The organism is Streptomyces sp. C (genome assembly GCF_000158895.1).
GTDB classification, from domain to species: Bacteria; Actinomycetota; Actinomycetes; order Streptomycetales; family Streptomycetaceae; genus Streptomyces; species Streptomyces racemochromogenes.
In genome coordinates this window covers 3110952-3126046 of the sequence record NZ_GG657750.1, presented here as the reverse complement: position 1 = coordinate 3126046, position 15095 = coordinate 3110952, and the positions used below count along the sequence as shown (strand labels likewise).

General features: G+C 73.8%; 10 protein-coding genes and 3 pseudogenes. 10 read left to right on the top strand and 3 right to left on the bottom strand.

Annotated elements, in window-relative coordinates; translation table 11 throughout:
* Both SSNG_RS13875 and SSNG_RS13870 read left to right on the top strand, forming a co-directional pair.
* A pseudogene (locus tag SSNG_RS13875) lies at positions 1 to 2038 on the top strand (family 2 glycosyl transferase); the annotation flags it as partial.
* Positions 2035 to 3516, top strand: a complete 1482-nt coding sequence (locus SSNG_RS13870; protein WP_007264460.1) for a DUF5719 family protein — start codon at positions 2035 to 2037, stop codon at positions 3514 to 3516. The pseudogene SSNG_RS13875 and the gene SSNG_RS13870, both read left to right, overlap by 4 nt.
* A gap of 104 nt (positions 3517 to 3620) precedes the next feature.
* Here the strand turns inward: SSNG_RS13870 and SSNG_RS13865 are convergent.
* Positions 3621 to 4005: pseudogene (locus tag SSNG_RS13865) on the bottom strand (metallopeptidase family protein).
* A gap of 204 nt (positions 4006 to 4209) precedes the next feature.
* Here SSNG_RS13865 and SSNG_RS13860 point away from each other — a divergent pair.
* The 6 genes from SSNG_RS13860 (at position 4210) to SSNG_RS13835 (ending at position 10095) form a co-directional block, all read left to right on the top strand.
* The gene (locus tag SSNG_RS13860; RefSeq protein ID WP_007264458.1) at positions 4210 to 4674 is read left to right on the top strand and encodes a DUF3499 domain-containing protein; all 465 of its coding nucleotides are present in this window, start codon (positions 4210 to 4212) and stop codon (positions 4672 to 4674) included.
* 78 nt (positions 4675 to 4752) lie between these two features.
* On the top strand, positions 4753 to 6123 hold the full coding sequence (locus tag SSNG_RS13855; RefSeq protein ID WP_007264457.1) for a phosphomannomutase/phosphoglucomutase: 1371 nt from the start codon (positions 4753 to 4755) through the stop codon (positions 6121 to 6123).
* 297 nt (positions 6124 to 6420) lie between these two features.
* On the top strand, positions 6421 to 6606 hold the full coding sequence (locus SSNG_RS13850) for a Trm112 family protein (protein WP_007264456.1): 186 nt from the start codon (positions 6421 to 6423) through the stop codon (positions 6604 to 6606).
* A 59-nt stretch (positions 6607 to 6665) separates the two neighbouring features.
* Complete coding sequence (locus SSNG_RS13845) at positions 6666 to 7799, top strand: SIS domain-containing protein (protein ID WP_007264455.1); 1134 nt, start codon at positions 6666 to 6668, stop codon at positions 7797 to 7799.
* 110 nt (positions 7800 to 7909) lie between these two features.
* Positions 7910 to 9067 (top strand): mannose-6-phosphate isomerase, class I, encoded by a 1158-nt coding sequence (gene manA / locus SSNG_RS13840; RefSeq protein WP_007264454.1) that lies wholly within the window; start codon positions 7910 to 7912, stop codon positions 9065 to 9067.
* Positions 9068 to 9141: 74 nt separating this feature from the next.
* Positions 9142 to 10095 (top strand): cation diffusion facilitator family transporter, encoded by a 954-nt coding sequence (locus SSNG_RS13835; protein WP_007264453.1) that lies wholly within the window; start codon positions 9142 to 9144, stop codon positions 10093 to 10095.
* A gap of 90 nt (positions 10096 to 10185) precedes the next feature.
* On the opposite strand, the gene SSNG_RS13830 is transcribed toward SSNG_RS13835, so the two are convergent.
* Complete coding sequence (locus SSNG_RS13830; protein ID WP_042800982.1) at positions 10186 to 12252, bottom strand: fructose-specific PTS transporter subunit EIIC; 2067 nt, start codon at positions 12250 to 12252, stop codon at positions 10186 to 10188.
* Positions 12253 to 12594: 342 nt separating this feature from the next.
* On the opposite strand from SSNG_RS13830, the gene ahcY reads away from it, so the two are divergent.
* Both ahcY and SSNG_RS13820 read left to right on the top strand, forming a co-directional pair.
* On the top strand, positions 12595 to 14031 hold the full coding sequence (gene ahcY, locus SSNG_RS13825; protein WP_007264450.1) for an adenosylhomocysteinase: 1437 nt from the start codon (positions 12595 to 12597) through the stop codon (positions 14029 to 14031).
* Positions 14032 to 14131: 100 nt separating this feature from the next.
* Positions 14132 to 14785 (top strand): hypothetical protein, encoded by a 654-nt coding sequence (locus SSNG_RS13820; RefSeq protein ID WP_007264449.1) that lies wholly within the window; start codon positions 14132 to 14134, stop codon positions 14783 to 14785.
* Here the strand turns inward: SSNG_RS13820 and SSNG_RS42955 are convergent.
* Positions 14782 to 15095: pseudogene (locus SSNG_RS42955) on the bottom strand (RDD family protein); the annotation flags it as partial. The gene SSNG_RS13820 and the pseudogene SSNG_RS42955 overlap by 4 nt on opposite strands.

The window sequence follows — 15095 nt, the reverse complement described above, 5'->3', positions numbered from 1 at the left end:
CGGCCTCTCCGCTCTGTTCCTCGGCTCCACCCAGGCCGCCCTGACCCTGCTCCTCGTCGGCTCCGTCCCCCTCGCCGGCCTCACCGCCTACTTCGCCTCCCGGCCCCTCGTCACCTCGCGCCTGCTGCGCGCCTGGGCCGCCGTCGGCTACGCCTTCCTCCCCGCCGTCACCGGCGCCCTCGCCGGCGGCCGCCTCGGCACCGCCGTCCTCGCCGTGCTCCTGCCGCTGATCGCCCGCTCCGCCGCCACCGCCCACGGCTTCACCGACGCCGAACCCGGCAGCGGCCGCCGCGCGGTGTGGACGTACACCCTCCTGCTCACCCTGGCCACCGCCTTCACCCCCGTCGCGTGGCCCCTCGCCGCCGCCCTCGGCACCGCCGCCGTCCTCGCACGCCGCGCGCACTGGAAGACGTACGCCCCCCGCCTGCTCGCCACCCTCGCCGTACCCCTGGCCGTCCTCGCGCCCTGGTCCCTCGGCCTCCTCACCCACCCCGGCCGCTTCCTGCGCGAAGCCGGACTGCCCTACGGCACCGGCTCCGCCACCCCCCTCGGCCTCCTCACCGCCGACCCCGGCGGCCCCGGCACCACCGGCCCGTTCCTCCTCACCGGCGTCCTGCTCGCCGCCCTCGCCGCCCTGCTCCGCGCCGACCGGCGGTTCGCCGTCCGCACCGCCTGGACCGCCGCCCTCGCCGGACTGCTCCTCGCCGTCCTCCTGGGCCGCACCGGCTGGGCCGGCCCCGGCACCCTCCTGTACGGGCTCGGACTCCTCGCGGCCGCCGCACTCGGCGCGGACGGCGCCAAGTACCGCGTCGCCGCACGCAGCTTCGGCTGGCGCCAGCCGCTCGCCGCCCTGACCGCCCTCGCCGCCGCCGCCGGCCCGCTGCTCCTCGCCGCCGCCTGGGCCGCGGCCGGCGCCGACGGACCGCTGGCGCGGCGCGACCCCGTCCAGGTCCCCGCCGTCGTCGCCGAGCACTCGGGCGACACCAACCGCACCCGCACCCTGGTCCTCGGCGGAGACTCGCCCGCCACCGTCTCCTACGCCCTGGTCCGCGGCTCCGGCGCCCGCCTCGGCGACGGCGAACTCCTCGCCGCCGCCGGCCCCGAACCCCGCCTCGCCCAGGCCGTCTCCAGCCTGGTCTCCGGCTCCGGAGCCAACCAGTCCGAGCAGCTCAGCGCCTTCGCCGTGCGCTACGTGATGATCCCGGCTGGCGGCTCCGTCCCCATGCGCCGCATCCTCGACGGCACCCCCGGGCTCAAACAGCGCCACCAGAACGACGGCACCGCCCTGTGGGAGGTCGAACGGCTCACCTCCCGCGTCGCGATCGTCCCCGCCCGGCAGGGCCAGACCGCCACCCTCACCGTCGAAGCCGGCCCCGTCGAGGTCCACGCCGACCTCCCGGCCGGCCCCGAAGGCCGCACCCTGCGCATCGCCGACCGGGCCGACGCGGGCTGGCGCGCCACCCTCGACGGCGAACCCCTCACCCCCCGGACCGTCGACGGCTGGGCGCAGGGCTTCGCCCTGCCCACCGACGCCGGCCGGCTCGACCTCGTCCACCAGGACTCCTTCCCCCGCACCGCCTGGCACTGGGCACAGGGCACCCTCGCCCTGCTGCTCCTCGTGATGGCCCTGCCCGGCCGCCGCGCCCGCCTCGACGACGACCTGCCCGAGGAGACCGCGCCCGGCGCCGCCCCCGGGGACCGCCCCGGCGAGCCCGGCCACGGCCGCCGCCGCCGGACCGGACCGGCCGCCGCGCCCGACCCGGAGCCGGTTCCCGCCGAGGCCGTCGTCGACCCGTACGCGCAGATCCCCGCGCAGCAGGTCTACGGCGAGGACTCGTACGCCTACCAGGAGCCCCACCCGTACCAGGCGCAGCAGCCGCACCAGCCGGAGCCCGCCCACGACGCCTACGGGCAGTACCCCCCGCCCGGGGGACAGCCTCACTTCCCGCAGCAACAGCAGCCCCACCCGTACGAGTACGAGCAGCAGTACGACGCCTACGGACAGCACCAGCCGCGTCCGGACGGGAGCCACCAGTGAAGCAGCGCGCCCCCCTGACGCTGGCTGCCGTGACGGCGGCGCTGGCCGCCGTCACCGGGCTGGCCTTCCTCACCGCCCCCGCCGCCACCCCGGCCGACGGCGCCGGACGGGCGGCCGCGGCCCGGATGCCGGTGGAACGGTCCGTGCTGGTGTGCCCCGCGCCCAGCTCCTCCGACATCGCCGAGACCACGTACACCTCCCTCACCCCCGGCAAGGGCGGCGGCGCCGGCACGGCCCGGCTGGCCGACAAGGACGGCAAGGCGGTCCTCGACCTCAAGGAGCCCGGCAAACCCGTCGCGGCCACCGCCTCCGGCGCGGAAGCACCGGCACTGACGGGCGCCGCCGAAGGCGCACTGGCCCCCGGCTGGACCGCCCAGCAGACCACCAAGGTGTCCGCCGGCCACGCGCGCGGCCTCCTCGGGCTGGCCTGCACCGCGCCCGGCACCGACTTCTGGTTCCCCGGCGTCAGCACCGCCAAGGGCCGCCAGGACTACGTCCACCTCACCAACCCCGACGACACCGTCGCCGAGGTGGCCATCAAGCTGCACGGGCCCCGACGGGCCTGCTCAAGGACAAACCGGGCACCCCCGGACCCCGTCTACGACGTCGCCCCCCGGTCCACCACCAAGGTGTCGCTGTCCCAGCTGGCCCCCGACAGCCGGCTCGCGGACGCCACCGCGCACGTCACGGCGCGCTCCGGCCGGGTCGGCGCCTCCGTCCACGTCGCCGAGGACGGCACCGGCGCCGACTGGCTCCCGGCCTCCGCGGGCCCGGCGGACAGCCTGGTCCTGCCCGGCATCCCGGCCGACGCCACCTCCGTACGACTGGTCGCCTTCGCCCCCGGCGAGGACGACGCCGATCTCACGGTGAAGCTGTCCGGCCCCACCGGCCCCATCAACCCCGCCGGCAGGGAACGCCTCCACCTCAAGGGCGGCATGACCGAGACCCTGGACCTCGGCGACGTGACCCGGGGCGAGGCCGGCTCCCTGTTGCTGGCCCCCGCCGACCCGAAGAAGGCCGTACCCGTCGTCGCGGCCCTGCGCGTGGTCCGCGGCACCGCCGCCAAGCAGGAACTGGCCTTCGTCCCCGCGAGCACCCCCGTCGGCGAGCGGGCCACCGTCGCCGACAACCGGGCCGACGACAAGGCCACCGTCCTCACCCTCACCGCGTCCGGCGCCGACGCGAAGGTCCGCGTCACCGCCTCCCCGGGCACCGAGGGCGGGCAGGGCGCCGCCACGGAGATCACCCTCAAGGGCGGTACCACCCGCGCGGTCACCCCGCCGCCGGCCCCCTCCGGCGGCAAGGGCCCCTACGCCCTGACCGTCGAGACCCTGTCCGGCGGCCCCGTCCACGCGGCCCGCACCCTGACCCTGCCGCACGACGGGATCCCGATGTTCACCGTCCAGGCCTTCGGCGACGACCGCTCCACGGTCTCCGTGCCCAAGGCCGCCGAGGACCCCTCGATCCTGCTGCGCTGAAACCGGGCGCCGAAAACCGGGCGCCGAAAACCGGGCGCCGAAACCCGGGCGCCGAAACCCGGGCGCCGAAACCCGGGCGCCGAAAACCGGGTACGGGCGGGGCGTCAGTCCTGCCCGTACCGGGGATCCACCGTCTCCGGCGACAGCCCGAGCAGCTCCGCGACCTGCTCCACCACGATCTCGTGCACCAGCAGCGCCCGCTCGTCCCGCGTCTTCGCCCGGATCTCCACCGGCCGCCGGAACACCACGATCCGCGCCGGCTTCCCGTCCCGGGCCTCCACCAGCCCGCCCAGCGGCACCGCCTCGTCGTTCCAGCCCGCGTCGGGCCCGCCCGGCGGCCCCGGCACGTCCGCGATGACGAACTCCACCTCGGCCAGCTGCGTCCAGCGCCGTTCCAGCCGCTCCACGGAATCCCGTACGAGGTCCCCGAACAGCTCCGCCCGGCTCGCGGACAGCGGGCACCTGCGGCGGGGCCAGCGGCCCGCGCATCCCCCGGCCGTGCCGGTCGCGCCGCCGCTGCCGCGGCTCGGAAGGGGGCGCGGCGGGAACCGGCGGGCGGGGAGGAAGCGAACTGTCCGTCACCCCCGCAGGGTAGCCCGCACGCCACGGCCAGGACCCGATACGGTCACGACCTGGTGTCACGTCGGCCAAGATCGGGCCGCTTTGCGGACCCGTTGCCCCTCTTCGTCACCCGTGGCGCAGCCCGGGCGGAGTACGACACGGGGGGACGGCCGGGGGGCGAGTCGTCGCGGCCCGGTCAAGAGTGCGGTACCGTCCAACGTCGTGAGCCTTGTACGTCGCTGTTCGCGCACCGCGTGCGGCCGCCCTGCCGTCGCCACACTGACGTACGTCTACGCCGACTCGACCGCAGTTCTCGGCCCGCTCGCCACCTACGCCGAACCCCACTGCTATGACCTGTGCGCCGAGCACTCCGAGCGCCTGACCGCCCCGCGCGGCTGGGAAGTCGTGCGTCTGTCCGACGGTTCCGGCCCGTCCCGCCCCAGCGGGGACGACCTCGAAGCCCTGGCCAACGCGGTCCGCGAGGCGGCCCGTCCGCCCGAGCGCGCGGCCGAGGCCGGCGGGTCCGGACCGGGTGCCCCGGTGGCCGGCGAGACCCGTCGCGGACACCTGCGCGTCCTCCGTTCGCCCGATTCCTGACGCACGGATCGTCTGAAAAGCCTCTCTGCGCACAAGGTAGGTTTGCTCCACCGCACAGAACCTTCAGGAGGGCAGGCAGTGGCCGCAGATCTTTCGAACATCGTCAAGGCGTACGACGTACGTGGCGTCGTACCCGACGAATGGGACGAGCCCCTGGCCGAACTGTTCGGTGCTGCGTTCGTCGAGGTCACCGGCGCCACGGCGATCGTGGTCGGTCACGACATGCGGCCCTCCTCGCCCGGCCTGTCCGCCGCCTTCGCCCGGGGCGCTGCCGCCCGCGGCGTCGACGTCACCCTGATCGGCCTGTGCTCCACCGACCAGCTGTACTACGCCTCCGGCAAGCTGGACCTGCCCGGCGCCATGTTCACCGCCTCGCACAACCCGGCCCAGTACAACGGCATCAAGCTGTGCCGCGCCGGCGCCGCGCCCGTGGGCCAGGACACCGGCCTCGCCACCATCCGCGAGCTCGCCGAGAAGTGGACCGACGAGGGCGCGCCGGAGATCCCCGCGGGCACCGTCCCGGGCACCATCACCGAGCAGGACACCCTGGCCGGCTACGCCGAGCACCTGAAGTCCCTGGTGGACCTGGCGGCCATCCGCCCGCTGAAGGTCGTCGTCGACGCGGGCAACGGCATGGGCGGCCACACCGTCCCCACCGTCTTCGAGGGCCTCCCGCTGGACCTCGTCCCCATGTACTTCGAGCTGGACGGGACCTTCCCGAACCACGAGGCCAACCCCCTCGACCCGAAGAACATCGTCGACCTCCAGGCCCGCGTGCTCGCCGAGGGCGCCGACCTGGGCCTCGCCTTCGACGGCGACGCCGACCGCTGCTTCGTCGTCGACGAGCGCGGCGAGGGCGTCTCCCCGTCCGCCATCACCGCCCTGGTCGCGGCCCGCGAGCTGGCCCGCAACGGCGGCGCCGGCACGATCATCCACAACCTGATCACCTCGTGGTCGGTCCCGGAGGTCGTCCGCGAGAACGGCGGCACCCCCGTCCGCACCCGCGTCGGCCACTCCTTCATCAAGGCCGAGATGGCCGCCTCCGGCGCCATCTTCGGCGGCGAGCACTCGGCGCACTACTACTTCAAGGACTTCTGGAACGCGGACACCGGCATGCTCGCCGCGCTCCACGTCCTCGCGGCCCTCGGCGGCCAGGAGGGCCCGCTCTCCGAGCTGGTCTCCTCCTACGACCGCTACGTCGGCTCCGGCGAGATCAACTCCACCGTCGCCGACCAGGCCGCTATCTTAATGTGGGTGGATTCCGCCTACCCCGGCCAGGACGGCGTCACCTTCGACGAGCTGGACGGCCTCACGGTCTCCGCCGCCGACTGGTGGTTCAACCTCCGCCCCTCCAACACGGAGCCGCTCCTGCGCCTCAACGTGGAGGCCCGCGACGAGGCCACCCTGACCAAGATCCGCGACGAGGTCCTCGCCCTCGTCCGCGCGTAACACCTGGCCGGCGGGCACGGGGATCCAGGGGCGCCACCCCTGCCCCGCGCCCGGCGGCGGGCCGGGGCAACCGGGCGGGTCGGCGAAATCCAGCCCCGCCGGCGTTTGAGGCGCGGGGGCCCGGGGGCAGAGCCCCCGCAACGGCGCCGCACCCGAACCGGGTATTCCGCCCAGCCGGGCAGTTCCGGCCGCGGGGCGGCACCCGGCACCCGCCAGGCCGCACGCCCAGTGACTCGGCGGTACGCTGACCTCGCCCAATCCGCGATAAGCGATCCGCATCCCCGAAGGGAACCACCCATGCCGCTCGAAGCCGGCCTGCTGGAGATCCTCGCCTGCCCCGCCTGCCACGCCCCCCTCCGGGACGAGTCGGCGGACGAGACCGCCCCCGAGCTGATCTGCACCGGCCAGGACTGCGGTCTCGCGTACCCGGTCCGCGACGGCATCCCGGTCCTCCTCGTGGACGAGGCCCGCCGCCCCGCCTGACCGGCCCCGATCCCCACCGCTCGACCAGCCTGGATCCGTCAACACCGCCGGAGGCCCCCATGCTCGACGAGTCACTCCTCGACGCACCGGACGATCTCGCCCGTGCCGACCGCCGCGGCCTGCTCCGCGGCGCCGCCGAGGCCGGGGCCAGGGTCCGCACCGCGGCCCGGCACGCCACCGAGGCCGGACTCGCGGACCTGCGCCCCGACGGGCGCCCCCGCTCCGTCCTGATCGCCGGCTCCGGCACCGCCGCCACCGGCGTCGCCGACCTGCTCGGCGCCCTCGCCGGAACCTCCGCCCCGGTCACCCGCCTGCACCCCACCGGCGTCGCGCACGCCGCCGGGGCGCTGCGCTGGAGCCTGCCCGGCTGGGCGGGACCCGTGGACCTGCTCCTCATCGCCACCACCGACGGCACCGAGCCCGGCCTCGCGGCCCTCGCCGAGCAGGCCTACCGGCGCGGCTGCGCCGTGGTCGCCGTCGCCCCCGAGCGTTCACCGCTGGGCGAGGCGGTGAACGGCGCGCACGGGGTCCTCGTACCGATGGCCAAGGCCCCGTACCAGGAGTACGACGAGTCCGCCGCGGCCGGTCCCGGCGCCCTCTGGGCCCTGCTGACCCCGCTGCTGGTCCTCCTCGACAAGGTCGGGCTGATCAGCGCCGCCCCCGACGCCCTCCAGCGCGTCGCCGACCGGCTCGACCGCACCGCCGAACGCTGCGGCCCCGCCATCACCACGTACTCCAACCCGGCCAAGACCCTCGCTGCCGAGCTGGCCGACTCGCTCCCCCTCATCTGGAGCGAGGGCGAGGGCGCCGGCCCCGTCGGCCGCCGCTTCGCCGCGACCCTCGCCGAGCTGGCCGGCCGCCCCGCGCTGTCAGCGACCCTCCCCGAGGCGCTGCCCGCGCACGGGGTGCTGCTCGCCGGGTCCTTCGCCGCCGGAGCCGACCCGGACGACTTCTTCCGGGACCGCGTGGAGGAGCCGCAGGCCCTGCGCGCCCGCATCGTCCTGCTGCGCGACCGGCCGACCGGCGGGCTCAGCGCCGCCCCGGCCGCGCGCGAGCTCGCCCTCAGCCACGACACGGCCGTCAGCGAGCTCGAACCGGAGGAGGGCGGCGACCTGGAACAGCTCGCCGAACTCCTCGCCGTCACCGACTTCGCCACCGCCTACCTGGCGCTGGCGGCCCGGGGACACAGCTAGGGTCTGTCGTCAAACTCCCGCCGCCCTCCGGGCGACGACGGGAGTCTGACGACAGACCCCAGGCACACACCCGTGCCCGCACCACATCCAGATCCAGGAAGACGACGACGATGGACCGCCTCACCAACACGATCCGCCCCTACGCGTGGGGATCCACCACCGCGATCCCGGCCCTCCTCGGAGTCGAGCCGACCGGTGAGCCCCAGGCCGAGATGTGGATGGGCGCCCACCCCGGCGCCCCCTCCCGCCTCGACCGCGGAGCCGGCGAGACCACCCTGGCGGCCGTCATCGACGCCGACCCGGAGGGTGAGCTCGGAGCCGCCGCCGTCGCCAAGTTCGGCCCGCGCCTGCCCTTCCTCCTCAAGATCCTCGCCGCCGGCGCCCCCCTCTCCCTCCAGGTCCACCCCGACCTGGCCCAGGCCCTCGCCGGGTTCGAGGACGAGGAGCGGCGCGGCGTCCCGATCGACGCGGGCCACCGCAACTACAAGGACGCCAACCACAAGCCCGAGCTGATCTGCGCGCTCACCCCCTTCGACGGCCTGTGCGGCTTCCGCCCGCCGGCGGAGGCCGCGGACCTCCTCGAAGGACTCGGCGTCGACTCCCTCAAGCCGTACGTGGACCTGCTGCGCGCGCACCCCGAGGAGGCGGCCCTGCGGGAGGTCCTCACCGCCGTCCTCACCGCCGACCGCGAGGAGATGGCCCGTACGGTCGCCGAGGCCGCGGCCGCCGCCGAGCGCCTCGGCGGCCCGTACGAGGCGTACGCCGGGCTCGTCCACGACTACCCGGGCGACCCGGGCGTCATCGCGGCCATGCTCCTCAACCACGTGCGGCTCCAGCCCGGCGAGGCCATGTTCCTCGGCGCCGGCATCCCGCACGCCTACCTCGACGGCCTCGGCGTCGAGCTGATGGCCAACTCGGACAACGTGCTGCGCTGCGGGCTGACGCCCAAGCACGTGGACGTCCCCGAGCTGCTCAAGGTCGTCATCTTCGAGCCGAGCGCCCCGGGCGTCCTGCGCCCCGAGGGCGACGGCGAGGAGGTCTACGAGACCCCCATCGACGAATTCCGGCTCTCCCGCCACGTCCTGGCCCCCGGCGGAGCCCCCCGCGTCCTCCCGGACGGCACCCCGCAGATCCTGCTCTGCACCGCCGGCGCCCCCCGTGTCGGTGAACTGGCCCTCGCCCCCGGCGAGTCGGTCTTCGTCCCTGCGGGCGAAAAGACCGAACTGTCCGGTACGGGCACCGTCTTCCGGGCCACCGTGATCCTCTGACGTAGCGCCGGCGGCACCCGCAGCTGCAACAATGTGCGGCCGTAGTCAGTGGCCAGGAAGGACACCCAGCACCCATGAGCGCGTCGGGCGGTACCAAGGCGATCGTGGCGGCACTCGCCGCGAACCTCGCCATCGCTGTAGCCAAGTTCGTGGCATTCCTCTTCAGCGGCTCCTCGTCGATGCTCGCGGAAAGCGTCCACTCGGTCGCCGACTCCGGAAACCAGGGTCTGCTGCTCCTCGGCGGGAAGAAGGCCCAGCGCGAGGCCACCCCCCAGCACCCCTTCGGGTACGGGCGCGAGCGCTACATCTACGCCTTCCTCGTCTCCATCGTGCTCTTCACCGTCGGCGGCATGTTCGCCATCTACGAGGGCTACGAGAAGATCCACGACCCGCACGAGATCGAGGCCTGGTACTGGCCCGTCGGCGTCCTCGTCTTCGCGATCATCGCGGAGGGCTTCTCCTTCCGCACCGCGATCAAGGAGTCCAACGAGACCCGCGGCAGCCAGAGCTGGAAGCAGTTCATCAAGAGCGCCAAGGCCCCCGAGCTGCCCGTCGTCCTGCTGGAGGACCTCGGCGCGCTCGTCGGCCTCGTCCTCGCCCTCGGCGGCGTCGGCCTCGCCCTGCTCACCGGCAACGGGGTCTGGGACGGCATCGGCACCCTCTGCATCGGCGTCCTGCTGATCGTCATCGCCGTCGTACTGGCCCTGGAGACCAAGTCGCTGCTGCTCGGCGAGGCCGCCGGCACCGCCGAGGTCGAGAAGATCAAGGCCGCCCTCGTCGACGGCGACACCGTCACCGGCGTCATCCACATGCGCACCCTGCACCTGGGCCCCGAGGAGCTCCTCGTCGCCGCCAAGATCGCCGTCCAGCACGACGACACCGCGACCGAGGTGGCCAACGCCATCAACGCCGCCGAGGCCCGCATCCGCGCCTCCGTCCCGATCGCCCGCGTGATCTACCTGGAACCGGACATCTACCGCCCCGAGGCCGCCCACCGCCCCGATCTCGCCAAGGGCGACGGCCGCTGACCGGCCCCGCCCACCGGCACCCGAAGGCCCCCGCAGCTCACCGGCTGCGGGGGCCTTCGTCCGTGCGCACGGGTGGGGCGGATGCCGGGGCTACCGGATCTCGCTCAGCACCTCCAGGACGGCCGGCCCGTCCGGCGCGGAGCCGAGCCGCTCGCGGAAGTCCGCGTCCATCAGCTTCCGCGACAGCAGCGCCAGGATCCGCAGGTGCTCGTCGCCCGCGGCGGCCTCCGGCACCGCGATCATGAAGACCAGGCGGGCCTTCGTACCGTCCAGCGCGCCCCACTCGATGCCCTCCGAGGACCGGGCGAAGCCGACCGTCGGGCGGGCCACCGCGTCCGTCTTGGCGTGCGGGATCGCGATCGACTCGCCGAGCCCCGTCGTGCCCTGCGCCTCCCGGGCGAGGGCCACCCGTACGAGCTCGTCCACGTCCCGGACGTTCCCCGTGGACGCCAGCATCTCGGCCATCTCCCGGATCGCGGCCTCCTTGGTGCCCGAGGCCAGCTCCGTCCTGACCGTCCGCGCGGTGAGGTAGCCGGAGAGCACCTCCGGCCCGGCGTCCGCCGCGCCCGCGCCGACGGGCAGCGGCTCCGCCTGAGCCCGCAGGGCCGTCCCGCCGGCACCGGCACCGCCACCGGTGACGGGGCCCGCAGCAGCACCCACGCCGGCGGGCACCGGCTCCGCCGCCGCGGCCCCGGCGGGAGCGGCCCGCCCGCCCCGGCGCGCCTTGATCTCGATCAGCGCGTTCGTCGTCAGCGCCGTCACCACCGTGCCGATCGCGATCGCGATCAGGAACCACGCCCAGCCGCTGATCGCGCCCAGCGCGGCCACGATCGGCCCGCCGTGCGGCACGTGGTCGCCCACGCCCGCCACACCGGCGACCGCACCCGCCACCGCACCGCCCAGCATGTTCGCCGGGATCACGATCGCCGGCCGCGCCGCCGCGAACGGGATGGCGCCCTCCGAGATGCCGAACACGCCCATGAACAGGGCGGCCATGCCCGTGTCGCGCTCCTGCTCCGAGTACAGCTTGCGGCGCAGCAGCGTCGCCAGGCCCTGGCCGAGCGGCATCACCGGGATGGCCGCCGCGCACATGCCCATGACCGCGTAGTTCCCGGACGCGATGAGACCCGTACCGAAGAGGAACGCCGTCTTGTTGACCGGCCCGCCCATGTCGAAGGCGATCATCAGGCCGAGCAGCGCGCCGAGCAGGATCGCACTGGTGCCGGTCATGCCCGACAGCCAGGACGTCAGGCTCTCGAAGACCCAGGAGATCGGCTTGCCGATGACGTAGATGAAGAACAGGCCGAGCGTCGTCGTGGCCACGATCGGGATCACGATGATCGGCATGATCGGCTGGACGACCTTCGGGACCTTGACCTTCTTGATCCACAGGACCAGATAGCCCGCCAGGAAGCCCGTCACGATCGCGCCGATGAAGCCGGCGCCCGACTTCGAGTCGTACAGCGCGCCCGTGTTCGCGATGAAGCCGCCGATCATGCCGGGCACCAGCGCCGGCCGGTCGCCGATCGCGTACGCGATGTAGCCGGACAGGATCGGGATCATCAGCGTGAAGCCCAGGACGCCGATCTGGAACACGTGGTCCCAGAAGGTACCCGGGGTGACCGCGTACCCCTCGGCCGTGGCGTGGCCGCCCAGCGCCAGCGCGATGGCGATCAGCAGACCGCCGACCACCACGAAGGGGATCATGTACGAGACGCCGTTCATCAGCGCCTTGTACGCGAGGCTCCGCTCCTTGCCGCCGCCGCTGCCCGCGCCGCCGCCGGCCGGGGCCGTGCCCGTCTGGACCGGCGCGCTCCGCACCCGCTCGATCAGCTCCTTCGGCTTGTGGATGCCGTCGGCGACGCCGGTGGACAGCACCCGCTTGCCGGCGAAGCGCTCGCGGTCGACCTCCTTGTCGGCGGCGATGATGATCCCGTCCGCCTCTCTGACATCGTTGTCAGTGAGGACGTTCTCGGCCCCGATCGACCCCTGGGTCTCCACCTTCATGTCCACGCCGAGCTCGGCGGCGGCCTGCATCAGCTTCTCGGCGGCCATGTAGGTGTGCGCGATCCCCGTGGGGCACGCCGTCACGGCGAGCAGCTTCAGGCGCTCGGGCCCGCTCGCACCGCCACCGGGAGCGCCGGCTGGACTGGTCAATTGAATCTCCTCACGCCATGGGTCCGCGAGATCGCGCGCACGAACCGATCCACCGGCATCCTGCAACAGGTAAGGGGCGGATCAAAAGTCCGAAAGGCCCCGAACATCCCGCCGGACGGCCTGAAATCGAAGCGCGACTTGTTCCCGTCCCCACTGGGGTCCGCTCCGCCGATCGGTGTAGATTCGTCATCAGTGTCAGGCGTCGCTGCTGATGGCGGTCGGGCGGTCCTCGTGACCGGCCGAGGGGAGAGAGGGCCCCGCGGCGGACTGTGCTCAGTGCACCGGCCAGCCCCGTGCACGGCCCAGCCGTACCCACCTCTCGAACCATGAGGAGCAGCACCCATGGACTTCAAGGTCGCCGACCTTTCCCTTGCCGCCTTCGGCCGCAAGGAGATCACCCTGGCCGAGCACGAGATGCCGGGTCTGATGTCGATCCGCAAGGAGTACGCCGAGGCGCAGCCGCTGGCCGGCGCCCGCATCACCGGCTCCCTGCACATGACGGTCCAGACCGCCGTCCTCATCGAGACCCTCGTCGCCCTCGGCGCCGACGTCCGCTGGGCCTCCTGCAACATCTTCTCCACCCAGGACCACGCCGCCGCCGCCATCGCGGTCGGCCCGAACGGCACCCCGGAGAACCCGCAGGGCGTCCCCGTCTTCGCCTGGAAGGGCGAGACGCTGGAGGAGTACTGGTGGTGCACGGAGCAGGCGCTGACCTGGCCGAACACCCCCACCGGCGGCCCGAACATGATCCTCGACGACGGCGGTGACGCCACCCTGCTGGTCCACAAGGGCGTCGAGTTCGAGAAGGCCGGCGCGGCCCCGGACCCGTCCACCGCGGACTCCGAGGAGTACGGCCACATCCTCACGCTCCTCAACCGCACCCTCGGCGAGACCCCGCAGAAGTGGACGCAGCTCGCGTCGGACATCCGGGGCGTGACGGAGGAGACCACCACCGGCGTCCACCGCCTCTACGAGATGATGGCCGAGGGCACCCTGCTCTTCCCGGCGATCAACGTGAACGACGCCGTGACGAAGTCGAAGTTCGACAACAAGTACGGCTGCCGCCACTCCCTGATCGACGGCATCAACCGCGCCACCGACGTCCTCATCGGCGGCAAGGTCGCGGTCGTCTGCGGTTACGGCGACGTCGGCAAGGGCTGCGCGGAGTCGCTGCGCGGCCAGGGCGCCCGCGTCATCGTCACCGAGATCGACCCGATCTGCGCGCTGCAGGCGGCGATGGACGGCTACCAGGTCGCCACGCTGGACGACGTGGTGGAGATCGCGGACATCTTCATCACCACGACCGGCAACAAGGACATCATCATGGCCTCGGACATGGCCAAGATGAAGCACCAGGCGATCGTGGGCAACATCGGCCACTTCGACAACGAGATCGACATGGCCGGCCTGGCGAAGATCGAGGGCATCGTCAAGGACGAGGTCAAGCCGCAGGTCCACACCTGGACGTTCCCCGACGGCAAGGTCCTCATCGTGCTGTCCGAGGGCCGCCTGCTCAACCTGGGCAACGCGACCGGCCACCCGTCCTTCGTGATGTCGAACTCCTTCGCGGACCAGACCCTGGCCCAGATCGAGCTCTTCACCAAGCCGTCCGAGTACCCGACCGACGTCTACGTGCTGCCCAAGCACCTGGACGAGAAGGTCGCCCGCCTCCACCTGGACGCGCTGGGCGTCAAGCTCACCACCCTGCGCCCGGAGCAGGCCGCGTACATCGGCGTCCAGGTCGAGGGCCCCTACAAGCCCGACCACTACCGCTACTGATCCACCGCCGACGATCCCGTTCCCCGCGGATCCGCAGCACTCCAGGCAGGCCCCCGGCATCCGCGCCGGGGGCCTGCCCCGTACCCAAGGACCCGACGCCATGCCCCGCGGCCGCTACTCGCTCCACGACCCGCACGACCACACCCCCCTCGGCGAGGAGCACTTCCACTGCGCCCCCGGCCCCTCCGGCTGGCGCTACGTGGCCCAGCTGACCACCCCGGACGGCGACCACCGCGGCTCGCTGGACCTGGCCGTCGACGCCCTCGGCCGCCCCATCCGCATGGAGGCCAACGCCGGCGGCTGGCAGGTGCGCGGCGCCGCCATCGACGGCGTCACCTGGGTCCGCACCGACCCCGCCGGAGCCGAGGCCACCGAGGGCAACGTCGCCGCGCCCGGCTTCACCGGCAGCTCCCCGGCCTTCCTCATCGCCACGGCCCGCCTGCTGCGCCTGACCCCCGGCGCCCCCGCGACCCGCGTCCGGCTCCTCGCGCTGACCGATCCCGTGCTGGCACCCCGTACGGTCGACCAGGCGTGGGCCCTGCTGTCCCGCGCCGAGCACCCGACGGACAGCGGCCCGCTGGTGGTGGACGAGTACCAGGTCACGGCCCTGGACACGGGCGAGGTCCACACCGTGCACATCGCGGGGGACGTGGTCCTCTCGGCGCCAGGCATCGAACTCGAACACCTGGAGACCCCGCCGTCGTCCTTCGCGGACGCCGACGGCTCCGAGGACTCGGACGACTTCGAGGACTAGGCGGGCGGAGCGAACCCGGTCCCGCGCGGCGGCGCCACGGGCGACGGCGGCGCCACGGGCGGCACGACCGGAATGGGAGCGGGCACGGGCATGGGCGCGGACACCGCTGCGGGCGCGGGCATCGGCGCCGGGGCATGAGCAGGGGCAGGGGCAGGGGCAGGAGCCGACATGGCCGGGTCGGCGGCGAAGGCGCGCGCGGCGTCCCGGGACTGCCGCTCGTGCACCACGGCCATCAGGAACGCGGCAGCCGGCACCCCGGGCGGCGGAGGCGTCCCGGTCCGGGCCACCACGTCGTCGGCCAGCCGCACCG